Origin of the sequence: Streptomyces pratensis (assembly GCF_037137275.1) — a bacterium.
Lineage (GTDB): Bacteria > Actinomycetota > Actinomycetes > Streptomycetales > Streptomycetaceae > Streptomyces > Streptomyces pratensis_B.
The window spans coordinates 39,040-65,491 of the sequence record NZ_JBBBEN010000101.1 but is presented as its reverse complement, the minus strand read 5'-3'; the positions used below and the strand labels follow the sequence as shown (position 1 = coordinate 65,491).

Annotated in this window: 16 protein-coding genes and 1 riboswitch; of the genes, 9 read left to right on the top strand and 7 right to left on the bottom strand. The window is 76.1% G+C overall.

Annotation, left to right across the window (positions count from 1 at the left end):
• Nucleotides 1–11 precede the first annotated feature (11 nt).
• The 4 genes from V9U70_RS26695 to V9U70_RS26680 are packed head-to-tail and all read left to right on the top strand — an operon-like array spanning nucleotide 12 to nucleotide 10,643.
• Nucleotides 12–3,824, top strand: coding sequence for a tubulin-like doman-containing protein (locus V9U70_RS26695; protein ID WP_336679318.1), 3,813 nt, complete (start codon nucleotides 12–14; stop codon nucleotides 3,822–3,824).
• The gene (locus V9U70_RS26690) at nucleotides 3,821–6,442 is read left to right on the top strand and encodes a hypothetical protein (RefSeq protein ID WP_336679316.1); all 2,622 of its coding nucleotides are present in this window, start codon (nucleotides 3,821–3,823) and stop codon (nucleotides 6,440–6,442) included. The genes V9U70_RS26695 and V9U70_RS26690 overlap by 4 nt, the downstream gene beginning before the upstream one ends.
• Nucleotides 6,439–8,493 (top strand): protein kinase family protein, encoded by a 2,055-nt coding sequence (locus V9U70_RS26685; protein ID WP_336679315.1) that lies wholly within the window; start codon nucleotides 6,439–6,441, stop codon nucleotides 8,491–8,493. Before V9U70_RS26690 ends, V9U70_RS26685 begins: the two co-directional genes overlap by 4 nt.
• Entirely contained in the window at nucleotides 8,490–10,643 is a 2,154-nt protein-coding gene (locus V9U70_RS26680; RefSeq protein WP_336679313.1) for a hypothetical protein, read from the top strand. Before V9U70_RS26685 ends, V9U70_RS26680 begins: the two co-directional genes overlap by 4 nt.
• Before the next feature lie 54 nt (nucleotides 10,644–10,697).
• Here V9U70_RS26680 and cobN read toward each other — a convergent pair whose 3' ends face one another.
• Entirely contained in the window at nucleotides 10,698–14,303 is a 3,606-nt protein-coding gene (gene cobN / locus V9U70_RS26675; protein WP_336679311.1) for a cobaltochelatase subunit CobN, read from the bottom strand.
• 107 nt (nucleotides 14,304–14,410) lie between these two features.
• Nucleotides 14,411–14,490, bottom strand: a riboswitch (cobalamin riboswitch).
• 240 nt (nucleotides 14,491–14,730) lie between these two features.
• Between cobN and V9U70_RS26670 the strand changes: the two genes are divergently transcribed.
• From V9U70_RS26670 to V9U70_RS26660, 3 genes are read left to right on the top strand one after another with little or no spacing between them, the layout of a single operon-like run.
• The gene (locus V9U70_RS26670) at nucleotides 14,731–16,026 is read left to right on the top strand and encodes a cobalamin biosynthesis protein CobG (RefSeq protein WP_336679309.1); all 1,296 of its coding nucleotides are present in this window, start codon (nucleotides 14,731–14,733) and stop codon (nucleotides 16,024–16,026) included.
• Between the two features lie 58 nt (nucleotides 16,027–16,084).
• Nucleotides 16,085–16,711: a precorrin-8X methylmutase gene (locus V9U70_RS26665; protein WP_336679308.1), complete on the top strand. Its 627-nt coding sequence runs from the start codon at nucleotides 16,085–16,087 to the stop codon at nucleotides 16,709–16,711.
• Nucleotides 16,711–18,243, top strand: a complete 1,533-nt coding sequence (locus V9U70_RS26660; protein ID WP_336679306.1) for a precorrin-2 C(20)-methyltransferase — start codon at nucleotides 16,711–16,713, stop codon at nucleotides 18,241–18,243. Before V9U70_RS26665 ends, V9U70_RS26660 begins: the two co-directional genes overlap by 1 nt.
• On the opposite strand, the gene V9U70_RS26655 is transcribed toward V9U70_RS26660, so the two are convergent.
• The gene (locus V9U70_RS26655; RefSeq protein ID WP_336679304.1) at nucleotides 18,228–18,977 is read right to left on the bottom strand and encodes a cobalt-precorrin-6A reductase; all 750 of its coding nucleotides are present in this window, start codon (nucleotides 18,975–18,977) and stop codon (nucleotides 18,228–18,230) included. The genes V9U70_RS26660 and V9U70_RS26655 overlap by 16 nt on opposite strands.
• 17 nt (nucleotides 18,978–18,994) lie before the next feature.
• Between V9U70_RS26655 and V9U70_RS26650 the strand changes: the two genes are divergently transcribed.
• Complete coding sequence (locus V9U70_RS26650; protein ID WP_336679302.1) at nucleotides 18,995–20,146, top strand: cobalt-precorrin-5B (C(1))-methyltransferase; 1,152 nt, start codon at nucleotides 18,995–18,997, stop codon at nucleotides 20,144–20,146.
• 44 nt (nucleotides 20,147–20,190) lie between these two features.
• Here V9U70_RS26650 and V9U70_RS26645 read toward each other — a convergent pair whose 3' ends face one another.
• Nucleotides 20,191–20,613, bottom strand: a complete 423-nt coding sequence (locus tag V9U70_RS26645; protein ID WP_336679300.1) for a MarR family winged helix-turn-helix transcriptional regulator — start codon at nucleotides 20,611–20,613, stop codon at nucleotides 20,191–20,193.
• A 202-nt stretch (nucleotides 20,614–20,815) separates the two neighbouring features.
• On the opposite strand from V9U70_RS26645, the gene eno reads away from it, so the two are divergent.
• Complete coding sequence (eno, locus tag V9U70_RS26640) at nucleotides 20,816–22,129, top strand: phosphopyruvate hydratase (RefSeq protein ID WP_336679298.1); 1,314 nt, start codon at nucleotides 20,816–20,818, stop codon at nucleotides 22,127–22,129.
• A gap of 88 nt (nucleotides 22,130–22,217) precedes the next feature.
• On the opposite strand, the gene cobM is transcribed toward eno, so the two are convergent.
• The 4 genes from cobM to V9U70_RS26620 form a co-directional block, all read right to left on the bottom strand.
• A complete protein-coding gene (gene cobM, locus V9U70_RS26635; protein ID WP_336679296.1) occupies nucleotides 22,218–22,967 on the bottom strand; it encodes a precorrin-4 C(11)-methyltransferase in 750 nt (249 codons plus the stop codon).
• On the bottom strand, nucleotides 22,964–24,244 hold the full coding sequence (gene cbiE / locus V9U70_RS26630) for a precorrin-6y C5,15-methyltransferase (decarboxylating) subunit CbiE (RefSeq protein ID WP_419724039.1): 1,281 nt from the start codon (nucleotides 24,242–24,244) through the stop codon (nucleotides 22,964–22,966). Before cbiE ends, cobM begins: the two co-directional genes overlap by 4 nt.
• 375 nt (nucleotides 24,245–24,619) lie before the next feature.
• On the bottom strand, nucleotides 24,620–25,348 hold the full coding sequence (locus V9U70_RS26625; RefSeq protein ID WP_336679293.1) for a discoidin domain-containing protein: 729 nt from the start codon (nucleotides 25,346–25,348) through the stop codon (nucleotides 24,620–24,622).
• A 500-nt stretch (nucleotides 25,349–25,848) separates the two neighbouring features.
• Entirely contained in the window at nucleotides 25,849–26,439 is a 591-nt protein-coding gene (locus V9U70_RS26620; RefSeq protein WP_336679461.1) for a phage tail protein, read from the bottom strand.
• Nucleotides 26,440–26,452 lie beyond the last annotated feature (13 nt).

Below are 26,452 nucleotides of genomic sequence, written 5' to 3'. Positions count from 1 at the left end.
GGAGGAACCCCATGAAGATCTTCCAGCCGATGCTCTTCGTCGGCCTGGGCGGGACCGGCGGCCTGGTCGGCTCCGAGCTGGAACGCAGGCTGCGCGTCGACCTGTGCGGCCCCGACGGCACGGCCCTCCAGCACCTGAGCGGCCACGCCCCCTACCAACTGCCCGACTGCCTGCAGTTCGTGTACGCGGACTTCAGCGAGAGCGACCTCCAGCGACTGCCCCAGTTCAACGTGGACCCCTCCCTGCGCGCCGCGTACGCCCGCACCTCGCGGGCCACGCACAACCTGCTGCCGAACTTCGACAGTTCGCCGGAGGTGACCCAGATGCTGCGGGCCGGCCTGCGCGACGAGGTCGCGGGCTGGCTGCCGCCGCGGGACTCGGAACCGCGCGTCACCCCGCTGCACAACGGCGCCGGGCAGCTCCCCACGGTGGGACGCGCCGCGCTCTTCGCCACGCTGCGGCACTCCCTCCAACCGGTCCTGGAGCCTCTCCTCCAGGCGATCGACGCCATCGCCAAGTCCGCCGGGGAGCTGAGCGAACTGGGCGGCGGCCGGGTCTCGGGCTGTGACGTCTTCGTGGCGTTCTCCGTCGCGGGCGGCACCGGGGCCGGGATCTTCCTGGACTACCTGCACCTGATCAGCGAGGCGTTCGAGCGGCGCAACTTCAGGGGCGCGAAGATCTACCCGCTCGTCGTGATGCCGTCCTCGTTCCCCGCCTCCACCGGTGGCGGGCGCGAGGCCGACCTCAACGCCGCGCGTTCGCTGGTCGACCTGTTCCGGCTGGTCGACGGGCAGAACGCGCCGACCGCCGGTGCGGAGATCGGCGACCTCGATCAGGAGGCCGGGGGCGGCATCCGCTACCCGGGGGCCAACCCGGTCCGGCTGCGCACCGGCATCCTGCCGACCGCGTTCCTCTTCAGCCCCACCGCCGGCATCCGCCAGGACGACCTGCGCCGCTCCATCTGCTCGCTGGTGATGTCGCTGATCGGCACCGAGCTGGGCGACGGCCGCTCCCGGGGCCGGGCGATGGCCGCCGACGACGACTACCAGACGTTCGCCGCGAGCTTCATCAACCGGGGCGTGCACCGCAGTGCCCCGTCCCCCACCGGCATCGGCAGGCAGGGCGTCTCCACCAGCCTGGTCGCGTCGATGACCGCCCCCATGGACCAGCTGGCCGACCTGGTCGCGGGGCGGCTGCTGCGGGTGGCGGTCACCGACCTGGTGGAGCGCCCGCGCGGCATGGTGAAGGACGAGGCCGTCCCCCGCATCCGTCAGCTCTTCGCCGACGCGCACCTCGAAGAGCTGTGGGAGCGCAAGCAGTTGCCCGTCGAGGACCCCCAGCCGCTGCCGCGCGGCGGCAAGGCGATCGAGGAGGCACTCGGCAACCGGCTCGGCGACATGCAGCGGCTGCTGTCCGACCTCCAGGGCATCGCCGACCGCCAGGCCGCCTCGATGGCCGACCGCTTCAGCCCGCGCCCGGCGATCGACAAGCTCCTCCAGAGCGTCGACCCCTTCCTCGCCGAACGCCTCGTGCGGGGCGTCCCCGACAGCGAGGACGAGGTGATCCGGCTCGGCTTCCTCGGCATGCTCACCGCCCGCTCCCGCGCCCCCAAGCGGCCGCCGGGCGTGAGCGACCAGCCGCCCAGGACGCCCCGGATCAAGGGCCGTCTCGCCGGGATGTCGCCGGCCCGCTGGGGCGACGACGACGTACGGGCCGCTCTCCAGGCGCAGGACAGCTGGTACCGCTGGCGCTGCCGGGTCGTCTGGCACGAGGCGTGGCGGGACCAGCAGCAGCGCTGGCAGTCGCAGGCCGACGCGGCGGGCGCCGACCTCGGCCGGCTGGTCAACGCCTTCCGCAAGCAGGCCGACCAGGAGCCGAAGGACTCCGAGCGGAAGGCGTTGGAGCTGTACGCGGACCGCACCGGGATCTCGTACCTGCTGCCGCCGCAGCGCAACCTGAACCACTTCTACGAGGACGTGGTGACCCGGCTGGTGCGCGGCGAGGCGCTGCGCGAGAACGACGACGAGGCGTCGCTGCTGCTGCGGCTGGTCGACGGGGACACCTGGCGGCAGGTCCACGCCCAGAGCCGCCGCAACCCCGACGCGGCGGTCGCGACCGTCAAGGCCCGGCTGGAGGGGCGGATCACCCGGCTGTTCGCCGAGAGCGGCGCGCGGTTGGAGGAACGGCCGCTGCTGCCGTCCATGAGCACGCTGCTGGCGGCCGCCGCCGGCGACGCCGACGCCACCGAACAGGTCAGCAAGGAGGCGCTGGACCAGTTCGGCCGCAAGCTCACCGGTCTGCTGCCGGTCGGCTTCACCCCGGAGGGCACGGGCCCGCTGCGCGTCCTCGTCACCCACCCCCGGGTCCAGGTGGCGGAGGAGGTGCAGGAGTACCTCGCCAAGACGCTGAGCCTGCCCGCCGACGCGAAGAACTCCGTGGAGTACCGGGGGGTGGAGAGCGAATCGGTCACCGTGGTCCTCTTCCGCAGCGAGATGAGCCTCACCCAGGTCCCGGAGGCCCGCAAGGTGCTGCGTCAGTGGGCCAGGGCCAAGGACGACGAGCAGGCCCACGACGTGCTGCGCTGGCGTCAGCGGCTGGGCTTCGAGGACGACTGGATGGTCAGCGGCGAGGAGGACCGGCGCGTCATCCTGCACCGGCTCCTGTGCTGCATGTGGAACGGTCAGGTGGACGTGCTGGAGGGCGACACCGCCTCGCCCTCCCGGGTGCGGCTGCGGCTGTTCCCGGAGGAGGGGGCGAGCGTCCCCGGCGTGCGGCTGCGGCTCGGGGACTTCCCCGGCGGCATCTCCAGCTGGTCGGAGCTGCTGCGCTCCTACGAGCGCTGGACCGTGCTGGACGACGAGCGGACCGTGGAGGACTACTGCCGCAAGCTGATGTCGGCGCAGCCGCTCGGCCTCGCCCGGTCGGGCGCCTCGCCGCACCCGATGTTCGTCGAGCTGGTGGAGCGGATCGCGCCGCGCCAGTTGGAGCTCCTGGCGGAGCGCCGGGAGCGCGACGGCCGGCGCGTCGACGGCTGGATTCGGCCGCTGTGGGAGTTCTGGGCGGTCACCCTGCCCGCCGCCCTGGACCGGGAGTTCGCTGACCAGCGCGCGATCCAGCCCACCTTGCGCACCCTGCTGGACCACGTACGCGGCGGCGCCCCGCAGCCGCCCCCGCCCCGCCCGGAGCGCCGCCGCCCGGCCGGGGACGAGGAGGACTGGGGCACGGCGCCCCCGGGCGCCGAAGAACCCCTCCGCGACGGCCCGGCGCCCGCGCCCCGCTCCGGTGGGCACGGCACCACGGACGCGCGCGGGGACCGGTACCCCGAGGGCGGGCGCGGGGACGCGCGCGGGGACCGGTACCCCGAGGGCGGGCGCGGGGACGTACGCGAGGACGGACGCGAGGGCCGTCGCACCGAGGCCCCGCGCGGGAGCCACCGCGCCGGGGACCGTCGCGTGCCGAACGGGCGCGCGGAGGACCGCTACGCCGACGACCCGTACACCGACGCCCCGTACGCCGAAGGCCGGTACACCGAGAACCCGTACGCCGACGCCCCGCACACCGACGACCGGTACGCCGACGACCGGTCCGCCGAGATCCCGTACACCGACCGGCGCGCCTCCAGGGCCGGAGCCGGAGCCTGGGCCGGGGTCGAGGACGAGGACGAGGACGGCGGCAGGACCGCAGGCGGCCGGGGGGCCGACCGGGCCGACGCGCACGACGCTCCCCCGGCCCGCCGCTCGCGCCGGGGCGGCTGGGACGGCGACGACTGGGGCGCCGACGAGGGCGCCCTCGGACGCTCCTCCGGGAACGGGGGCGGACAGTGACGTACGCAGAGGAGACCACCGCCGTCGTCCATCTGGACCTGCGTGCCGGGGCCGCGGCCCTGTCCACCGCGCAGGCGGTGCGCGAGCGGGTCGCCGAGCAGGTGGGCCGGGCCGGGCTGCCCGAACCGGACTACCCGTTGTTCCTGGTCACCGACGCTCCGGCCGGACTGACCGACCACCAGCACCAGTACGAGCTGCTGTCCGGCTACCGGGCGGTGGGCGAGACCCGCATCCTGGTGCTGCTGGTGGGCAGCTCCCCCGGTTCGTACGCCGGTGAGGAAGAGGCGTGCCTCCCGGACCGCCGGCTGGTGCGGCCCGCCACGCTCCGGGCCTCCACGACGGGCCTGGTGTGGGCCGGCGACCTCCGCTCGGCCCGCACCGCCCTGGACCGGGCCGCCCCGGACGATCCCGGTGCGCTGGCCGTCCTGGTGGACCTCCTGTCGGTGCCGGACGTCTTCGTCCGGGTGCTGGAGGAGGTGCGGAAACTGCCCGACACCGTCGCCGCGCCCGGGGTGCGGCTGCTGGAGCAGGATCTTCCGGCCGAGGTCCGGGACCGGGCCTGGCGGGACGCGCTGACCCGGTTCGCGGGCGAGGACACCGCCGCCGGGGGCCCGGCCGCGGCGCCCCCGGCCGCTCAGCTCCCCGAACCGCTGCGGGCGCTGGTGACCGGCCGGGAAGGCCGGGCCCACGGGCACCGGCAGCCGGGTGGCCGGGCGGATCTCGCACACCGGGCGTGCGCGGACGCCCTGGACCGCGCGGACGCGGACCTGGCGGCGCTGCGGGCCTTCCCGGGCCTGCTGAGCCCCGCCCGGCGGGAGGTCCTGGAGGCGGACCTGCAACAGGCCCGCGACACTCTGGACGGGTTCCGCGCACTGGTGGAACGGGCCCTCCAGGGCGGCGGGGGCGCCGCCGCGCCCACCGCGGAGGCCACCGCCCGGCTCGACGCGCTCGGGCTGCGGGTGCCGCCGCCCGAGGGCGTGGGCGAGCGCGTGGGCGAGGGGTTGCGCGACCTGGCGGGCGCTCTGCTGGGCGAGGGGCTGGCGCTGCGGTCGGTGGCGCAGCAGTTCACCGCGCTGGCCGGGCGGGTGGAGCCGGTGCCCGGCTCCGCGCTGCTGCACCGGCTCGCCGACCACTCGGAGGACGCGGTGACCCGCGGGGCCGCCACGGAGTACGCCGCGCCGCCCCGGACGCCGCCCGCCACGTTGTTCATGGCGGGGGCGGCGGGGCTGCTGGGCGGCCTGTGGCCGTGGCCCTTCCTGCCGGCCGCCCTGCTGGCGCCGCTGCTGTTCGTCGGCCTCGCCGTGCTGGGCGGGCGCAGGCTGCGCACCGGCCGCCGGGCCGCCCGGTGGACCGCGGGGCCCAGGCCGGCCGCCGCGGCGGGCGCGATGGCGGGCGCGGTGGCCGGGTACGCCGCCGCCCCGCCGCTCTGGCTCGGCGCGACCGGTCTGCTGGTCGGTCTCGGCCTCACCGCGGAGGCGGTCCGCAGGCTCTGGCGTGACGCCGCCGACTCCTGGGCGGCCGGGCGCGGCACGACGGCGCTGCGCGCCGCGCTGGACGGGCTCGACGCCCTCCTGGCGGAGCTGGTCCGGGAGCACTGGGCGGCAGAGGAGCGGCTGTACTGCGCCGACGCGGCCCGCTCGGTGGCGGGAATGCTGCGGGCGACCGCGGCCGCCGCCGACGCCCAGGCCGCGCCGGAGCCGGCGGCCCCGGCCGGGCTGGACAGCGGTGATCCGTACGACGACGACTGGCTGTCCGCGCCCTCCGTGCTGGAGACGCCTGCGGGCGACGCGGGCGACGGAGGGGCGGACGACGCCGACTGGGCCTCCGCCTACGCCTGGGAGAACGTCTCCGCCGAGGACCAGGACCGGGGCCGCGGCGACGACGGCCGCCCCGGCCGGTACGACGCTCCGGACGGGGCCCCGCGCCCGGCCGGCCCCGAGGCGGCGCTGTGGGAGGAGGACGGGGGCGACCGCGCGCCGCGCTGGCTCGACCGGGAGATCGGTGAGGGCGGGCCCGAGCTGGTCGTCACCCTCGCCGGGGACCTCCGGAAGACGGCGATGGCGGCGATGGCCCCCTACTGGGGTGCGGTCGAGCGCGGCCAGGCCGGCGCCCTGGCCGTACGGCGCACCGAGGAACGCGTCCGCGCACTGCTGTCGGCCGCCCGCCACCACCTGTGGCACAACGGGGTGCTGGCCCCGCCCCCGTACGCCGCCGGGCACCGCTCCCGCACCACCGCGGCCGGGCTGCTGGGCACCGACTCGCAGCGGGTGGCCGAGCTGGTGGGGCGGGAGGCGGACCGGCAGGCCGTCGTGCAGCTGTCCTCGCCGGAGCAGGGGGCCCTCCTCAGCAGGGACCCGCTGGCCGCCCGATGGATTCGGTTCGCCCCCCGGACCCTGCGGGTCGAGGTCGAGGCCGCCTGGCGCAAGAGCGGTTCGCCGCCGCCGGAGGAGGCGTTGTGGACGTCGTCCGGGAAGTACGCCGGGCTGATCCGGCTGACCCCGCTGCGGATGGGCGTGGTCGACACGGTCCTGCCGCGGCAGGGCGCCGGCGGCGACCACGGGGCCGGCCGGGCCGGGGCCCCGGCCCGTGTCGTGTCCGAGGAGGAGGACCGGTGGTGAGCACCTCTCCGCCCGGCCGGACGGAGCGGACCGGCGCACCGCGCCCGTATCTCGCCTTCACCGACCCCGCCGGGCAGCGGCGCACCGTCCTGGCCCGCTTCGGGCGGGCCTCGCGCCGCGATCCGGCGCTGCCGCAGCGCATCCGCAACGGTCTGCTCGACGACCAGGGGCAGCAGTGCGTCCAGGTGTTCCTGTCGGCCGCCGACGCCGCCCACCCGGCGGCCCGCGCCCTGCTCGACACGGAGGTGGGCACCGCGCTCCAGCTCGACCGCGCGCTGGAGGACACCGCGTACGCGCGTCTGTTCCCCACGGTGATCGGTCACGAGCTGGACACCGCCGAGCCGTTCCTGCTCTACGCGGCCCCGCGCGGCGTCCCCGCCGGGCGCACCCATGTGATGTCCGCGACCGACCAGCGGGTCTTCGCCCGGGACCTGACGCTGGCCCTGTGCCTGCTGGAGGGCCAGGGCCTCGTGCCGCGCGGGATCTCCCCGGGGACGGTGCTCTGGGACGGCGCGTCGGTGCAGATGTGGGGCCTGGAGAGCATCGCGCGCGCAGGGCGGCCCCGGACGCCGTGGGGCCGCCCCCCGTACTGCTCGCCGGAGCAGCACCGGGGCGAGGGCCTCGTCGACGCCCGGGACGCGGTGTGGAGCGCCGCCCAGGTGCTCTACCAGCTCGTGACGGGCCGGCCCGGTCCGGCCGACCGCGCCCCGGCCGACCTCTCCCAGCACCGGGTGCTCGCCGGGACGCTGCCGGGGGCCTTCGCCCCCACCGCGGGCGGCCGGCCCTCGCCCGGGGAGCTCCTGGAGCTGCTGGCCCCGGAGGAGGCGCGGCGTCTGACGCTCACCGTCCCGGCGGACCCGACACGTCCGCACCGGGAGGCGTTCGCCCGGGCGCTGCGCGCCAAGCGACAGGCCCCTGTCCCGGAGGGGCACGGGGGGGCGGGGGGCGCCGACGGCCCGCCCCCCGGCGAGGTGCTCTGCCCGTACTGCCTGGAGAACATCCGACTCGACCTCGACAAGCTGTATGTGACGGACCAGCAGATGCAGTACCGGGCGCTGGACCTGTCCCGCATCAGCAACCCCGTGCGACGCGAGGACGTCATGCGGGGCGCGGTCCAGCAGTGCACGGCCGACCCCGACTTCCCCGAGCACCACATCCCGGTGCCCTACCTCACCCACGGGCGCCCGCTGACCGTCGCCATGATCGGCCAGTCCAGCACCGGCAAGAGCCATCTGCTGACCCAGATGATCGCCGAGATCACCGACGGAGGCCTGGAGCCCCACGGGGTGAGCTGGCAGTCCGTCAACCCGGAGCAGCACGCCCGGTTCGTCCGCGAGCGGGTGCAGCCGCTGCGCAGCGGCAAGGTGCTCGACCACACGAGCGGGGTGGGCCTGGACGGCTTCGCCCGCTTCGTCGAGTCGCTGCTGCTCACCGACGCGCACGGGCGGGTGCGGCCGGTGGCGTTCTTCGACCTCGGCGGCGAGGACCTCGTCCGCACAGACGGGGCGCTGCGCTTCCTGCTCGGCATCGACGCGCTGGTCTTCGTCGTCGACCCGGCGCTCGCCCTGCCCCTGCCCCAGCTCGACGAGGTCAGGAGGCGCTGGGGCACCGAGGTGGACCGGGACGGCGACGCGGCCTTCGGCACCGTGCTCGACCGGCTGCCACGCAAGGGCCCCTACCTGGAGACCCCGGCGGCGATGGTGCTCGGCAAGTCCGACCTGCTCCGCTTCCAGCCGCCGGTCGACCGCTGGCTGGGCGAGGGCCCACCCGCGGCGCTCGGCCCGGACCACTTCCTGGAGGAGAGCGGGGACGTCTACGCCCTGCTGCGCCGGCACGCCGGGCAGGCCTGGCTGCGCCCCTTCGACGCGTTCCGCCGCTGCACCCTGCACATCGCGTCCGCCACCGGCGGCCAGGAGAGCCAGGGCCGCTACCCGGCGGGCACGGGGCCACGCCGGGTGCTGGAACCCCTCGTGTCGCTGCTGGCGATGCACGGGATCATCGAGGCGCCCGAAGGCGCCGCATCATTCGGCGTGGGAAGGGAAGCGCAGTGAACGACGCCCTCGGCCAACGAGAGCCGCGAGACGAACCGGATCAGCGCGACCGGCTCGACCAGGTGGTCTTCCGCTGGGACGGCAACCGGGGCCGCTCCAGTGCCGGCATGGCGGCGGTGGCGTACTCCTGTTCCGCAGAGCGCGCCGAGAGCCTCTGCCGTGACCTCGGCCCGCTGCTCTGGGTGCCGGGCGCGGGCGCCCGCCCGAGCAGTGTCCGGGTCGTGTCCCGGACCGGCGACGTCCTGCTTCTCCAGCGGTGGCCCACCACGGACCGGGGCGGCCGCCCCAGCACCGCCTGCCATGTGGCGGTCGGCGACGCGCACACCCTGACCCCGCTGCGGTGTCTGGGGCTGGGCGGCTCGGCGTGGAGCGACTCCGCCGTCGCGGAGACCGCCTCCGGGCCCCTGCCGCCGCTGGACGGCGGCCGGCTGCGGGCGACGGCGGCCGAGCGGCTGCCCGCCCTGGAGGACGAACTGCCCTCGGTGCGCAAGCCGCTCGCCGTGGTCGTCGCCGAGCTGCTGCGCGACCCGTCCCGGCGGCTCTCCCTGCTCGCGGAGGAGGACGCGCTGCCCGGCTGGCCGCGCCGGAACGCGGCGCCGCTGCTCTACCTCGGGCTGCTGTCGGTGTTCGGCGACTGGCTCGGCACGGAGTGGAGCTACGCCACGTACGACACGGTGGACACGCACCCGTTGCGCCTCACCTGTGTGCCCCGGTGGACGTCCCAGGCGGTCGGCGCACACACGCTGGCCCGTGTCCGGCTGCGGCTGCCCACCGCGAAGGACGCCGAGATGGCGGCGGCGGTGACGATGGTCCAGCACGTGCTCGACCACCCCGGCGCCGCCCCGGGCGTGCCCCATCTGGCAGGTGACCTGCGGGACGGGGCCCGCCTGAGCCCCGGGGAGCGGCACGAGGCGCTGCGGCGGATGCTGACCGCCCGCAGCAGCGCGAACCCGCGCGCACAGCGCCCGCCGCGGAGCGCGGAGTTCACCGACACGTCCACCGGCTCGTACGCCGCCGCACCCTCCGAGACGTACACCGACGCGTACGCCGCCGCGCTCCCCGACACGTACACCGGACCGCCGGCCGTCCCGGACGCCGGCCCGGCGGTGGAACCGGCTGCCGCGCCGTACGCGGACCGGCAGCCCGTGCCCCCGCCCGCCCCCGCCCGCACGGGCCCCGGACGCCACGACGACCCCGATCACCGGGACACGCCGGGAGAGGCCCCCCGCCGGACGACGTCCCGCGACGCGCCCCTGGACGGACCCCGCGCCCCGCGGACCCCCCAGGAGCCCCGGCCCCACCAAGAGCCCCGGCCCCGCCAGGAGCGGCAGGAGCAGGCCGGCCGGGACCGGCAGCGCCTGCTCGACGAACTGCTGGCCCACCACCGCGCCGACCCCGCCCGGTCCGCCCGGCTGGCCGCCCGGCTGCGGGAGACCCGGGACGACTCGCTGCTGAGTCTCCTGCGCGTCGAGGACCTGCCGTGGCGCTCCCGCGACCTCGTCCTCGCCGAGATGGCCCGCCCGGACCGCCGCCGCACCCGCGACGAGGCGACCACGCACGCGCTCTGCGCCGAGGTCCTGCGGCACAACCTGTACGTCAGGCCGGGCCGCCACGAGGCGGACGGCCCGTCCGCCGACACCATGCGCGAACGGGCGGGCGACCTCTTCGCCTGGGCCGTGGCCCCCCTCGTACGCGACCCCCGCTACACCCGTGACCTGGGCGAACTGCTCAACATCGTGCTGCGGGACGGCCGGGCGACCGGGCGGCAGTGGCTGCGGCGCATCCTGGTGGCGCCTCCGGGCGGCCAGGCCCCCGACCTGCCCCCGCAGCTGTGGCAGCAGGTGGTGAAGGACCTGCTCACCGCCCCCGCCGCGCCGCCCCCGCTCGTCTCGGGCCCCCCGGCCGGCGCGACCGCCCGCCCGGCCACGACCGCGCCGGCGCCACGGCCGCCGGCCCCGTACGGGACCGCGCCGACGGTGGCGACGCCGTCGTCAGGGGCGACGCCGCCCCCGCCAGCCGAGCCGCCGGGGGCGGACCAGGAGAAGCGTTCCCGGCTCTCCGAACTCCCCTACCACCGGGCCTTCGTTCCGGCCCTCGCCGGACTGATCGCGGCGGCGGCCCTGGCCCTGCTCCTGCTGGTCGCCCTCTGACCGCCTTCCGACCCCGTCGCCCCGGAGGAGGGGAGGGAGGAGGCCGAGCCGGGGTCAGTCCTCGCCCTCCAGGTTGCCCTCGGTCTCCAGGTAGACCTGGCGCAGCGCGTCCAGGACCGCCGGGTCCGGCTTGGCCCACATGCCGCGCGACTCGGCCTCCAGCAGGCGTTCCGCGATGCCGTGCAGGGCCCACGGGTTGGCCTCCTGGAGGAACTGGCGGTTCTCCGGGTCCAGGACGTACGTCTCGGTGAGCTTGTCGTACATCCAGTCGGCGACGACGCCGGTCGTGGCGTCGTACCCGAAGAGGTAGTCGACCGTGGCGGCCAGCTCGAACGCGCCCTTGTATCCGTGGCGGCGCATCGCCCCGATCCACTTGGGGTTGACGACCCGGGCACGGAAGACGCGGGAGGTCTCCTCGACGAGGGTGCGGGTGCGGACCGTCTCGGGGCGGGTGGAGTCCCCGATGTACGCCTCGGGGGCCTTGCCCTTCAGCGCGCGCACGGTCGCCACCATGCCGCCGTGGTACTGGAAGTAGTCGTCGGAGTCCGCGATGTCGTGCTCGCGGGTGTCGGTGTTCTTCGCGGCGACCTCGATGCGCTGGTAGGCGCTCTCCATCTCCGCGCGGGCCGGGCGGCCGTCCAGCTCGCGGCCGTAGGCGTAGCCGCCCCACACCGTGTAGACCTCCGCGAGGTCGGCGTCGGTGCGCCAGTCGCGGGAGTCGATGAGCTGGAGGAGGCCCGCGCCGTACGTACCGGGGCGGGAGCCGAAGATGCGGGTGGTGGCGCGGCGTTCGTCGCCGTGCTCGGCCAGGTCCGCCTGGGTGTGCGCCCGTACGTAGTTCTGCTCGGCCGGCTCGTCCAGCGAGGCGGCCAGCCGCACCGCGTCGTCCAGCAGTCCCACCGTGTGCGGGAACGCGTCACGGAAGAAGCCCGAGATGCGCAGCGTGACGTCGATCCTGGGGCGGCCCAGCTCCTCGTACGAAATGGGCTCCAGGCCGGTCACGCGGCGCGAGGCGTCGTCCCAGACGGGGCGGATGCCGAGCAGCGCGAACGCCTCCGCGATGTCGTCGCCCGCCGTGCGCATCGCGCTGGTGCCCCAGAGGGAGAGGCCGACCGAGGTGGGCCAGTCGCCGTTGTCGGTGCGGTAGCGGGTGAGGAGGGAGTCGGCCAGCGCCTGACCGGTCTCCCAGGCGAGCTTGGAGGGGACGGCCTTGGGGTCCACCGAGTAGAAGTTGCGGCCGGTCGGCAGCACGTTGACCAGTCCGCGCAGGGGCGACCCGGACGGGCCGGCCGGGACGAAGCCGCCGTTCAACGCGTGCACGGCGTGGGTGAGTTCGTCGGTGGTGGCGGCCATGCGCGGTACGACCTCGGTGGCCGCGAAGGTGAGGATGTCGGCCACCGCGCCGGGGAGCCCGGCGGCGACGGCCGTGACGGCGGAGGGGTCCCAGTCCGCGTCGTCCATCGCCTGGACGAGACCGCGCGCCTGCTCCTCGACCGTGTCGGCGTCGGTGCGGGTGGCGGCCGACTCGTCGAGGCCCAGCGCCTCGCGCAGACCGGGCAGCGACGCCGTGCCGCCCCAGATCTGCCGGGCTCGCAGCACCGCCAGGACGAGGTTGACCCGGTCGTTCCCGGCCGGGGGGTTGCCGAGGACGTGCAGGCCGTCACGGATCTGGACGTCCTTGATCTCGCAGAGCCAGCCGTCGAGATGCATGATGAAGTCGTCGAAGCCCTCGTCCTCCGGGCGGTCCGCCACCCCGAGGTCGTGATCGAGCTTCGCGGCCTGGATCAGCGTCCAGATCTGCGCGCGGATCGCGGGCAGCTTCGCCGGGTCCATCGCGGCGATCTGCGCGTGCTCGTCGAGGAGTTGCTCCAGCCGGGCGATGTCGCCGTAGCTGTCGGCGCGGGCCATCGGCGGCACCAGGTGGTCGATCAGCGTGGCGTGGACGCGGCGCTTGGCCTGCGTCCCCTCACCCGGGTCGTTCACCAGGAACGGGTAGACGAGCGGCAGGTCGCCGAGGGCGGCGTCGGGGCCGCAGGCGGCGGAGAGGCCCGCGTTCTTGCCGGGCAGCCACTCCAGGTTGCCGTGCTTGCCCAGGTGGATCATCGCGTCCGCGCCGAAGCCGTTGTCGTCGGCGGAGGCGGCGATCCAGCGGTAGGCGGCCAGGTAGTGGTGCGAGGGCGGCAGATCGGGGTCGTGGTAGATCGCGATCGGGTTCTCGCCGAAACCGCGCGGCGGCTGGATGAGGAGGAGGAGGTTCCCGCGCCGCAGGGCCGCCAGGACGATGTCACCCTCGGGGTTCGCGGACCGGTCCACGAACATCTCGCCCGGGGCCGGTCCCCAGTGCCGTTCGACCGACAGGCGCAGCTCCTCGGGGAGCGTGGCGAACCAGCGGCGGTAGTCGGCGGCCGGGATGCGGACCGGGTTGCGGGCCAGCTGCTCCTCGGTCAGCCACTCCTGGTCGTGGCCGCCCGCCTCGATCAGGGCGTAGATCAGCTCGTCGCCGTCGCCGGAGACCAACCCCGGGATGTCCTCTTCCGGCCCGAAGTCGTAGCCCTCCGCGCGCAGTCGGCGCAGCAGCGCCACGGCGCTGGCCGGGGTGTCGAGGCCGACGGCGTTGCCGATGCGGGAGTGCTTCGTCGGGTACGCGGACAGCACGAGCGCGATGCGCTTCTCGGCGTTCGGGATGGTCCGCAGCTTCGCGTGGCGGACCGCGATCCCGGCGACGCGGGCGGCCCTCTCGGGGTCGGCGACGTACGCGGGCAGGCCGTCCTCGTCGATCTCCTTGAAGGAGAACGGCACGGTGATCAGCCGCCCGTCGAACTCCGGCACCGCGATCTGGGTCGCCGCGTCCAGCGGGGAGACGCCCTCGTCGTTCTCCTCCCACGCGGTGCGCGGGCTGGTCAGGCAGAGCGCCTGGAGGACCGGGACGTCGAGGCCGGTCAGCGCGCCCGCGTCCCACGACTCGTCGTCGCCGCCGGCCGACGCCTCCGCGGGCCGGGTGCCGCCCGCCGCGAGGACGGTGGTCACGATGGCGTCGGCGGCGCGCAGGGCGTCGATCAACTCGGTCTCCGGCGTCCGGAGCGAGGCCACGTACAGCGGGAGCGGGCGGCCCCCGGCGTCCTCCACGGCGGTGCACAGCGCTTCGATGAACGCGGTGTTGCCGCTCATGTGGTGGGCGCGGTAATAGAGGACGGCGACGGTCGGCGCACCCTCCGGCAGCTCGCGGGCCGCGCGCTCCAGCGGGCCCCAGGCGGGGGCCGGGGCGGGCGGCTCGAAGCCGTGGCCGGTCAGCAGCACGGTGTCGGACAGGAACCGGGCCAGCTGCTCCAGGTTGGCGGGCCCACCGTGCGCGAGGTAGGCGTGGGCCTCGGCCGCGATGCCGATCGGCACGGTGGACGCGGCCATCAACTGGGCGTCGGGGGCCTGCTCCCCGGTCAGCACGACGACCGGGCGGCCGGCGGCCAGCACCACGTCGAGCCCCTCCTGCCAGGCCCGTACCCCGCCGAGGAGGCGTACGACGACGAGGTCGGCGCCGTCCAGCAGCTCGGGGAGGTCGTCGAGGGTCACGCGGGAGGGGTTGGCGTAGCGGTAGCTGACGGGTCCCTCGCAGGCGCGGGCGCTCAGGAGGTCGGTGTCGGACGTCGACAGGAGCAGGATCATGCTGCGTCAGGCCTTCCTCGGGGTGTCCACGCCCCGGGCGGTGTCGGAGGGGTTCCCCTGCCGGCCTGAGCCGGTTGTCCCGGCCGGGGCCGGGCGCGCGGGGAAGGGAGTTCCTGACTCGCCCGGCCGGTGGTGGCGGCCGGGCTCACAGTGGCGGGACCGCGCCGGAATCTCACCGGGCTTCCTCCCCTGTCGCCGTCTGGCGATGGCGGCCTGAACGGACCACCGCCTGCATCCTAAGCGGCGGGGGCGGGCGCCGGGCAGGGGGCGTCGGTGCGGTGGTGATCACTGTCTCCCGCACCTCAGCAGCCCCCCTGCCCGAGCGGCTGCCCGCACTCCCGCAGCTCAACGGCCCGCCCCACGAGCGGCTGCCCGCTGTCCCGCACGTCACAGGTGCGGGCCCGCCGAAGGGGTCCCCGCGGTCGGTATGCTCGCCGCCATGCGTGATTCCGCCCCCTCGCCCCCTCCCGCGGGCGGTGTCTCCCCCCGCGCCGGCGGCGACGCCTGCCCGGGGGCCCTGCGGCTGCACCACGCCGACGACGGGGCGCTGGCGCGGGTACGGGCGCCGGGCGGGATGCTGACCGCGGATCAGGCGGACGCACTGCTGGCGGTGGCCGACCGGTTCGGGGACGGCGAACTGCACCTGACCTCGCGGGGCAACGTCCAGCTGCGCGGCCTCGGCGCGGACTGCGGTCCGGGGCCGGCCCGGCTGCTCGGGGACGCCGGCCTGCTGCCGTCGCCCGCGCACGAGCGGGCCCGCAACATCGTCGCCTCGCCGCTCGCCGGGCTCGACGGAGCGCCGCCCCTCGGACGGTGGCTGGCCGCGCTGGACCGGCTGCTCTGCGGGAGCGCCGCCGCCGCCGCGCTCTCGGGCCGCTTCCTCTTCGCCCTCGACGACGGGCGCGGGGACGTGGACGCCCTCGGCGCGGACGTGACCCTGATCGCGGCGGAGTCCGGCGGGCTGCTGCGGGTCGGGGGCGAGGACGCGGTGTTCCCGGTGTCCGCCGCCGACGGGCCCCGAGCCGCGCTCCTGGCCGCAGAGGTGTTCCTCCGCGCCGCCCGGGACTCCGGCGCGTGGCGCGTGAAGGACCTGCCCGACGGCGTACGCGCCGCCCTGGCCGCCGACGTACGCGCCGCCCTGGCCGACGGCGCGGTGGGCCCGTCCGTGCACCGGCCCCGCCCGCGTACGGCGACGGGCCCGCGGCCCGGTCCCGTCGCCGGCCCGCACGGCACGAGCGCCATCGCCGTCGGCGTACCGCTGGGCCGGCTGCTCCCCGCCCAGTGGCGGCTGCTCACCGCCACCGCCCGGGAGAACGGCGGCGCGCTGCGGCTCACCCCCTGGCGCGGCGTCGTCGTCACCGGACCCGACGCGCCGGGCGCGACACGGGCCCTGCGCGCGCTGGAGGAGGCGGGGCTGATCACCGGGCCCGGCTCCCCGTGGGCCGGGGTCGGGGCCTGCATCGGGCGACCCGGCTGTGCCAGGTCACTGGCCGACGTGCGGACGGAAGCGGGGGCCGCTGTCGGACCCGTCGGACGGCTACCTGTGTACTGGTCGGGGTGCGAACGCCGCTGCGGTCACCCGCACGGGGAGTGGATCGACGTGGTCGCCACCCCCGACGGGCACCGGATCTCCCCCGTGCGGGGGGAGCGGCGCGAGCCGCCCGTGACGGTCCGGGACGACCCCGCCGCCCTCGCGGCGGCCGTGGCCGCGGCCCGCGCCTGACCCCCGTCCGGCACACCGCCCGGACAGAGACGTAACGGCAGAAGAAAGCGACAGCACTGTGCATCAGTACGAGAAGGACGGACCGGCGATCTACCGCCAGTCCTTCGCCACCATCCGCGCGGAGGCGGATCTGGCCGGGCTGCCCGCCGACGTGAGCCAGGTCGCCGTCCGGATGATCCACGCCTGCGGCATGGTCGATCTCGTACGCGATCTCGCCTTCTCCCCCCGCGCGGTGGCCGACGCCCGCGCCGCGCTGCGCTCCGGCGCGCCCATCCTCTGCGACGTGGCCATGGTCGCCAGCGGGGTCACCCGCAAGCGGCTGCCCGCCGGCAACGACGTGGTGTGCACCCTGTCCGACCCGTCCGTGCCGGAGCTGGCCGCGAAGATGGGCACCACCCGCAGCGCGGCGGCCCTGGAGCTGTGGCGGGAGAGGATGGAGGGGGCCGTCGTCGCCGTCGGCAACGCGCCCACCGCCCTGTTCCGGCTGCTGGAGATGGTCGAGGAGGGCGCGCCCCGCCCCGCCGCCGTCATCGGCGTCCCGGTCGGTTTCATCGGCGCGGCCGAGTCCAAGGAGGCCCTGGCGGAGCACCCGTCGGGCCTGGAGCACCTGATCGTGCGCGGCCGGCGCGGGGGCAGCGCGATAGCCGCCGCCGCGATCAACGCCATCGCCAGCGAGGAAGAGTAGTGACCGGGAACGAGACCGTCGGCACGGGCAGGCTCTACGGCGTCGGGCTCGGCCCCGGCGACCCGAACCTGATGACCGTACGGGCCGTCCAGGTCATCGGCGAGGCCGACGTGATCGCGTACCACAGCGCCCGCCACGGCCGGTCCATCGCCCGGTCCATCGCCGCCGCGCACCTGCGGCCCGACCACGTCGAGGAGGCCCTGGTCTACCCCGTCACGACGGAGACCACGGACCACCCGGGCGGCTACCGGGGCGCGTTGGAGGAGTTCTACGAGAAGGCCGCCGCCCGGCTCGCCGCGCACCTGGACGCCGGGCGGACCGTCGCGGTCCTCGCCGAGGGCGACCCGATGTTCTACGGCTCGTACATGCACATGCACAAGCGGCTCGCCGACCGGTACGCCACCGAGGTCGTCCCCGGTGTGACCTCCGTCAGCGCCGCCGCCGCCCGCCTCGGCACCCCCCTCGTGGAGGGTGAGGAGATCCTCACGATCCTGCCCGGCACGCTGCCGCAGGAGGAGCTGACGGCCCGCCTGGCCGCCACCGACACGGCGGTCGTGATGAAGCTGGGGCGGACGTTCCCGGCGGTGCGCGGCGCGTTCGAGGCGTCCGGCCGGCTGGCCGAGGCGCGGTACGTGGAGCGGGCGACGATGGCCCAGGAGCGCACCGGCGACCTGGCGGACGTCGACCCGGCCTCCGTGCCGTACTTCTCGGTCGCCGTCCTGCCCAGCCGCGTCGACGCGCCCAGGCCCTCGGGCCGCCCCGACCCCGGCTCCGGCTCCGGCGAGGTCGTCGTCGTGGGCACCGGCCCGGCGGGACCGCTGTGGCTGACGCCCGAGTCGCGCGGGGCGCTGGCCGCCGCCGACGCCGTGGTCGGCTACACCACCTATCTCGACCGGGTGCCGGTCCGGCCCGGCCAGGCGCGGCACGGCTCCGACAACAAGGTGGAGTCCGAGCGCGCCGCGTTCGCCCTGGACCTGGCCCGGCGCGGCCACCGGGTCGCGGTGGTCTCCGGCGGCGACCCCGGGATCTTCGCCATGGCGACGGCGGTGCTGGAGGTCGCGTCGGAGGAGGCCTACGCGGACATCCCGGTCCGCGTGCTGCCAGGGGTCACCGCGGCCAACGCGGCGGCCGCCCGCGCGGGCGCGCCGCTGGGCCACGACTACGCCACGATCTCCCTCTCGGACCGGCTCAAGCCGTGGGACGTCATCGCCGGACGGCTGCGCGCCGCCGCGGCGGCGGACCTGGTGCTGGCCCTGTACAACCCGGGCTCCAAGAGCCGGACGTGGCAGGTCGGCAAGGCCCGCGACCTGCTTCTGGAGCACCGGTCGCCGGACACCCCGGTGGTGCTGGGCCGCGATGTGGGCGGCCCGGAGGAGAGCGTGCGCACGGTACGGCTGGCCGATCTCGACCCGGCGGAGGTGGACATGCGGACGCTGCTCATCGTGGGTTCGTCACAGACGCGCTGGGTGCACCGGGGCGGGGACGGCGGCCGGCAGATCGTCTGGACGCCGCGCCGCTATCCGGAGGCGTAGCGCGTCCGCACCCACTGCACGGCCTCGTCGGGCGTACGGGCCACCGGCACCCCTTCCGGGACCGGTGGCCGCCGGACCACGACGACGGGAATGCCGGCCTCGCGGGCGGCGGCCAGCTTGGGGGCGGTGGCGTCCCCGCCGCTGTCCTTGGTCACCAGGACGTCGATCCGGTGACGGCGGATCAGCTCCCGCTCCCCCGCGACGTCGAACGGCCCCCGGTCGAGGAGGACCTCCGTCCGGGGCGGGCAGGGCTGCTCAGGGGCGTCGACGGACCGCACGAGGAACCACAGCTCCTCCTGGTACGCGAAGGCGGCGAGCCCCATCCGTCCGGTGGTGAGGAAGACCCGCTCGCCGAGGGCGGGCAGCAGTTCCGCGGCCTCGGCGAGCGATCCGGCGGGGTGCCAGCGGTCACCGTCCTGGGCGACCCAGCCGGGGCGGCGGAGGGCCAGCAGGGGAACATGGGCGCGCACGGCGGCCTCGGCCGCGTTCCGGCTCATGGTGGCGGCGAAGGGGTGGGTGGCGTCGATGAGGGCGTCGACACGGTGCTCACGCATCCAGGCGGCGAGCCCGTCGCCGCCCCCGAAGCCACCGACCCGCACCTCGCCCGGCAAGAACCGCGGCGAGGCGACGCGGCCGGCGAGCGACGTGGTCACCCGGACCGCCGGCTCGCCCCCGACCAGGCGCTCCGCGAGGAGCCGGGCCTCGGTCGTGCCCCCCAGGACCAGCACATGCATCGGAACGGACTCCTCTCATGAGCGCTGAAGCGCGGGAAACGGACGGCGGGGCGCAGCCCTCGGGCGGTGCGGCGCCCGGCGGCCGCACCGCCCAACTCAAACACACCGGCCTGCGGCCCGGCTGGACGACCGGCGCCTGTGCGACGGCGGCGACGACGGCCGCGTACACGGCGCTGCTGACCGGCGACTTCCCCGACCCGGTCACCATCACCCTGCCGAGGGGCCAGACTCCCGCGTTCGCGCTGGCGGTGGAGGAGCTGGCGGCCGGGCGGGCGACCGCCGGGGTGGTCAAGGACGCGGGCGACGACCCGGACGTGACGCACGGGGCGCTGGTCCGGGCGACGGTGCGCAGGCTGCCGCCGGGCTCCGGCGTGGTGTTCCGGGCGGGCCCCGGCGTCGGCACGGTGACGCTCCCCGGCCTGCCCCTGGACGTCGGGGAGCCCGCGGTGAACCCGGTCCCGCGCCGGCTGATGCGCGAGCACGCGGAGCGGGTGGCGGCGGAGCACGGCACGGTGGCGGACGTGGAGATCACGGTGTCCGTGGACCACGGCGAGGAGATCGCGCGCTCGACGTGGAACGGCCGGCTGGGCATCCTGGGCGGCCTGTCGATCCTCGGCACGACGGGGGTGGTCGTCCCCTACTCCTGCTCGGCCTGGATCGACTCCATCCGCCGGGGCGTGGACGTGGCGCGGGCCGCCGGGCTGACGCACGTGGCGGGGTGCACGGGCTCGACCTCGGAGCGGACGGTGGTCGCGGAGCACGGCCTGCCGGACATCGCGCTGCTGGACATGGGCGACTTCGCGGGCGCGGTGCTGAAGTACGTACGCCGTCACCCGGTGGACCGGCTGACGATCTGCGGCGGCTTCGCCAAGCTCTCCAAGCTGGCGGCGGGCCACCTGGACCTGCACTCGGCCCGCTCCCAGGTCGACAAGAGCTTCCTGGCCGGCCTGGCCCGCGCGGGCGGCGCGGACGAGCCCCTGGCCGCCCGTGTCGCCGCCGCCAACACGGGCCTGGAGGCGCTGCGCCTGTGCGAGGCGGCGGGGGTCCCGCTGGGCGACCTCGTGGCGGCGGGGGCGCGCGCCGAGGCGGCGGCGGTGCTGCGGGGCGCGCCGGTGGAGGTCGACGTGATCTGCATCGACCGGGCGGGGGCGGTGGTGGGGCGGGCGTAGCCCCCGCTGCCGGCCGCGGGCGTGCCCGTCCCGGACGTGCCCGCCTACCGCCCCGCGAGCCGCTGCATCAGGGCGGCGCTGCGTGCCAGCACGTCCCGCTCCTCCGCGGTGAGCTCGGTCTCGATGGCCTGCGCCAGCCAGCCGGCCCTGCGGCCGCGCTCCGCGTCGAGCGCGTCCCGTCCGGCGGGCGAGAGGTCCACCAGGAACTTGCGGCCGTCCGTGGGGTGCGCCCGGCGGACGACGAGGCCCTGTTCCATGAGCAGTCCCACGGCGCGGGCCATGGACTGCGGCCGTACCCGCTGATCGGCGGCGAGGTCGCTGGTGGTCATGGCCCCGTCGCGGTCGAGGACGCCGAGCACGGAGACCTGGCCGTGCGGAATCCGGTCCTCGTGCTTCACGCGCCGCGTGAGCTTGCCGATCGCTGTGCGCAGTTCGATGGCGACGGTGGCGGGTTCCGGGGTGGGCATAGGGCACTTTAACCGGTGGTCACCAGGCCGACTGCTCCCCTTCCCCGCCCAGTCTCCCTGGCCGGCGCCGCTGCACAGGCAAGCTGAACAGCCAAACTGAGCAGACTAACTGCACAGTTGTGCTGTAGAGTCTGTTCCGTCGCGGCACGCGCCAGCGTTGTCGCAGCAGGGCCGCGGCGCGCAGCGACCGGAAGGACGTCCCATGACCTCCACGACAGTTGAGCCCACCGCCATCCAGTCCGTCACCGCCCGCCGGATCATCGACAGCCGGGGCAACCCCACCGTCGAGGCCGATGTCCTCCTCGCCGACGGGTCCCTGGGCCGCGCGGCGGTCCCGTCCGGCGCCTCCACCGGGGCACGGGAAGCCGTTGAGCTGCGCGACGGGGACGCCGGACGGTGGCACGGCAAGGGCGTCGACCGGGCGGTCGCCCACGTCAACGGCGAGATAGCGGCGGCGGTCGCGGGGCGCGACGCCGACGACCAGGCGGGGCTGGACGCCGCGCTCGTCGCCCTCGACGGCACGTTTGACAAGTCGCGGCTCGGGGCCAACGCGCTCCTCGGCGTCTCCCTCGCCGCGGCCAAGGCCGCCGCCGCCTCCCACCGGCTGCCCCTCTACCGCCACCTCGGCGGCGCCGGGGCCCGCCTCCTCCCGCTGCCGATGATGAACATCGTCAACGGCGGCGCCCACGCCGACAATCCCCTCGACTTCCAGGAGTTCATGATCGCGCCGGTGGGCGCGGAGACCTTCGCGGAAGCCGTCCGCATGGGCTCCGAGATCTTCCACACCCTGCGGCGCGACCTGCTGACGGCGGGGCACTCCACGGGCGTCGGCGACGAGGGCGGCTTCGCGCCCGCGCTGCGCACCGCGGAGGAGGCGCTCGACTTCGTCATGGCGGCCGTCGAGCGCACCGGATACCGCCCCGGCGCCGACGTCGGGCTGGTCATGGACCCCGCCTCGTCGGAGTTCTTCCGGGACGGCGCGTATGTGTACGCGGGCGAGGGCGTGCGCCGCACCCCCACCGAGCACGCCGACTACCTGGCCAGGCTGATCGACGCGTACCCGGTCGTCTCCATCGAGGACCCGATGGCCGAGGACGACCTGGACGGCTGGCGGGAGCTGACCGCCCGCGTCGGCGACCGCTGCCAGCTCACCGGCGACGACGTGTTCTGCACCGACGAGGCTCTGCTGCGCGAGGGCATCCGCACCGGGGTCGGCAACTCGGTCCTGGTGAAGGTCAACCAGATCGGCACCCTGACCGAAGCCCTCGACACCGTCGCCACCGCCCACCGCGCGGGCTGGACGGTCGTCATGTCGCACCGTTCCGGCGAGACGGAGGACACCACCATCGCGGACCTGGCGGTCGCCACGGGCTGCGGACAGATCAAGACCGGCTCCCTGTCCCGCTCCGACCGCACCGCCAAGTACAACCAGCTCATCAGGATCGAGGAGGAGCTGGGCGCGTCCGCCCGGTACGCGGGCGGATCGGCCCTGCACCGCTCCCGGGCCCGCGCATAGCGGCCGTCGACACGCACGCGCCCGGCCCCGGCCCGGGCCCGCCGGCCGGAGCATCGGCGCACGCGCCCCGCCCCGGCCGACGGCTCGTTCAGCAGACGTGCCGGTCGCGCTCCGGCGAGTACAGGTGGCTGTCCCGGAACTGCTCCGCGCCCAGCGTGCGCCCCACCATGATGACCGCCGTCCGGATCACCCCGGCCGCCTTCACCTGCTCGGCGATCGAGTCCAGCGAGCCCCGCAGGATGATCTCGTCCGGGCGGGACGCCATCGCCACCACCGCCGCCGGGCAGTGGGCCCCGTAGTGCGGCAGCAGCTCCTCCACCACCCGGTCCACGTACCGCGCCGCCAGGTGCAGCACGATCAGCGCGCCGCTGCGGCCCAGCGTCGCCAGGTCCTCGCCCTCGGGCATCGCCGTGGCCCGCTGGGCGATCCGGGTCAGGATCACCGTCTGGCCGACCGTCGGCACCGTCAGCTCCCGCTTCAGCGCCGCGGCCGCCGCCGCGAACGCGGGGACGCCGGGCACCACTTCGTACGGCACGCCCGCCTCGTCCAGGCGCTTCATCTGCTCGTTCACCGCGCTGAAGACCGACGGGTCGCCCGAGTGCAGCCGCGCCACGTCGTGGCCGTCGGCATGGGCCCGTACGAGCTCCGCCGTGATCTGCTCGATGTCCAGGTTCGCGGTGTCCACCAGGCGCGCGCCGGCCGGGCACTCCGCCAGCAGCTCGACCGGGACCAGGCTGCCCGCGTACAGGCAGACCGGGCTGGCGGCGAGGAGGCGCGCGCCGCGCACCGTGATCAGGTCGGCGGCGCCGGGGCCCGCGCCGATGAAGTACACGGTCATGATCTGTCTCCCATGTGCGAACTCGCTTGTGAACCTGTGGGCTTGCGTACCGACCACTGCGTCACCGGCATCGCCTGGCGCCACCCCGTGAACCCGCCGACCGGCACCGCGTGGGCCACCGCCAGCCGCACCAGCTCGCCCCCGTGCTGCCGGTGGCGCTCGCCGAGCAGCGCCTCCGACTCCAGCGTCACCGTGTTGGCGACCAGCCGGCCACCGGGCGGCAGCGCCTCCCAGCACGCGTCGAGGAGGCCCGGCGCGGTGAGCCCGCCGCCGATGAACACCGCGTCCGGCGCCGGCAGCCCGGCCAGCGCCCCCGGGGCCGGGCCGGTGACGACCTCCAGGCCCGGGACCCCGAGGCGTTCCGCGTTGCGGGCGATCCGCTCGGCCCGCACCGGGTCACGCTCGACGCTCACCGCCCGGCAGGACGGGTGGGCCCGCATCCACTCGACGGCGATCGAACCGGACCCGCCGCCCACGTCCCAGAGCAGCTCCCCGGGCGCGGGCGCGAGCACCCCGAGGGTGGCGGCCCGGACATGGCGCTTGGTGAGCTGGCCGTCGTGCTCGTATGCCGTGTCGGGCAGGCCCGGTACGGCCCCGAGCCGCAACGCGTCCGCCGCCGCCCGGCACTCCACGGCGACGACGTTCAGCCGGTCCCCCGGCGGGTGCGCCCACCTCTGCGCGACGCCGTCGACGTGCCCCTCGTCCTCACCGCCGAGCTGTTCGAGGACCCGCAGCCGACTGGGCCCGAAGCCGCGGGCGGTGAGCAGGGCGGCGACCTCTGCGGGCGTGCCCGCGTCCGCGCTGAGCACCAGCAGCCTGCGCCCCTCGTGGAGGGCGGCGGCGATCCGGGCCGCCGGACGGCCCACCAGGGTGATCACCTCGGTGTCCTCCAGCGGCCAGCCGAGCCGGGCGCAGGCGTACGAGACGGAGGACGGGTGCGGCACCACACGCAGCCCCCGAGGCCCCAGCTCCTCGGCGAGCGCCCGTCCGATCCCGTAGAACATCGGGTCCCCGCTGGCGAGCACCGCGATCCGGCGCTCCCGGTGCTCTGCGAGCAGCCGGGGCACCGCGGGCCGCAACGGCGAGGGCCACCCCACCCGTACACCGGCGCACTCCGCCGGAAGCAGGTCCAGCTGGCGTGCCCCGCCGATCAGCACCTTCGCCTCCCGCAGCGCGTCCCGCGCCGTGCCGGACAGCCCGGCCCAGCCGTCCGCGCCGATGCCCACGACGGACACGGGTCGCGGGTGCGGGGGCGGCGCGGCGGGAGACGGCGACACGGTCGGACCTCGTCGTTCGGGGCGGGGAGGGCATGCCGACCGGGGTGGGCGACAACGCTTCGGAACTCTACTGAACCCCCCGCGCCGCCCCCGCTCCCGGCCCCGGGGCCAGGTCGGCCGCGCCCCGGCAGCCGCCTGCGGGTGAATCCGAGAAGTTCTCACGCGTGGTGTCGAGAAGGCGGCCCCGGCTCCGGAATCCCCTGTGTCGGCGAGACCGCGGACGGGGGACCCCCGACGTGGAACCGCGTACGGGGGCCCGGGAGAGAACGAGGAAAGACGGAGGCCCGCTGCCCGCGGATGCGCGCGGACCGGCTGACGGGGTGCGTCCGGCCGGGCAGGAGGCGGCGGGGCGCGCCCCCTGCCCGGTCGGCGGCGTCACTCCCGACGCCCGAAGAACTCGACCTCCGCCACCGCCGTACGCCGCTTCTCCCCGGCGCCGTAGGACGAGGCGACGGTGAGCCGGGCCCGTACGGTGCCCTTCCCCCGTACGTCGAAGGTCTGCTGTCCGGCCTGGTCGCGCAGCCGGATCGTCCGTTCCGCGCGCTCCCCGTCCTTCGACGTCAGCTCGACCGTGATCCGCGCCGGACGCCCCTGGGTCAGGAACTCGTCCTGCCGTGCCGACGTCCCGGCGAACACGACGATCTTCAGCAACCGGACCGGCTGTGCGAAGTCGCACTCCAGGTGCTCCCCGACACCTCCGCCCGCCTCCTTCGGAGCCCAGTAGCGGTTGTTGAACCCGTCGACCGCTGCCGCCGCCGGGTGCCCGTCCGCCTCGCTGGAGCCCCGGCACGTGGCCGGCGGCACGGCCTCCGGCGTCCCCGTCTCCTGCTGGGCGAGACCGAACAGGCCCGGCAGGTACGGGAGGGCGAACCACACGCCCACCGCCAGCAGGACCAGCACGATCGGCAGCCCGACCCTCGGCCGTCGCCACCCGCGCCGCGGCCGCGTCCCCGCGGCGGGCGCGCTGCGGGGACGGCGGCGCAGGAGCCGCCGCCACCACGGGGGCCGGACGGCGGGGGCGGGTCCGGGGTCCAGGACCAGTGCGCAGCGGACGCACAGCGTGCGGTCCGGGGCGTTGCGCGTACGGCAGTTGGGGCAGGCCACCGGCCCGGCTGCCGGTCCCGGGGCCGGTGACCCGGCAGCCGGGGGCCCCTCGCCGGGGTCGGGCCACGCGTCCGGCCCGGGCGCCGGTCCGGGCGGGCGTTCGCCTGGGCGGCGGGGGGCGGCTGCCTGCGGGGGCGCGGTGGGGCGCGGAAGCTGCGGGCGGGCCCGGTGGGGCAGCGGCACGGAGGGCGGCCCGGCCGGGGTCGCGGAGGGCGGCGCCGGCTGCGGCGCGGTCCCGGCCGCAGGGGCGGGCGACGCGGAGGCAGCCGGCCGCCCCGGGGCGGCCGGCTCAGGCCCGGAGCCAGGGGCGGGAGCGGGCGTGGGAGGGGCAGGGACGGGCGGCTCAGGACCAGCCGCGGGTTCGGGCGCGGGGACAGGAGGCCCGGGCCGCGCCGGGCGCGCGGGCTGCGGGCCCTCCTCCGGCTCCCAGCCGAGGAACGCCTCGCAGGACGCGCAGAACTCCCGCCCCGGCGCGTTCCGGTGGCCGCACTCCTCGCAGATCACTCCGCCCCACCCCCCGTGTCCTCGCCGCCCGTGTCCTCGCCGCCCGGCGGCAGCAGCTCCAGGGTGAACCCGACGTGCGCCGGGACCTCCGTGCCGATCAGCTCCTCCAGGCGCACCCGGTCCGGCCGGCGCCCCGGCGCCCCGCCCGCGCGGACCCGGACGGTCACCCAGGGGCGCTCCCGGCCGGGCAGCGGGCTGTGCGGGCGCGTCGACCAGACCGTGCCGCCGCTCTCGGTGATCTCCGGTTCCGTGCCGGTCTCCAGCCGCAGGGCCTGGGCCAGCCCGCTCACCGTCCCGCGCCGGGCGTGGCGGGCCACCGCGCCGCGCACCGCCGCCCGGCGCAGCTCCGACGGGCTGTCCTCGTGGGGTTCGACGGCCACCCACTGGGCCAGCCAGTCGAGGAAGTCGTCGGGGGCGGTGCGCGGGTCCAGGTGCGCGGGCAGGTTGTCGATGGACAGCAGGACCGGCGCGAGCACGTCGTCGAGGGCGGCGAGGAAGCGCCGGAGGAAGTCCTGCTCCAGGTAGACGGCGGGCAGCCGGTCGATCAGCGGGTGCGGGGTCGGCACCCCCAAAACACCGCCGCGCAGCCCCGTACCGGGC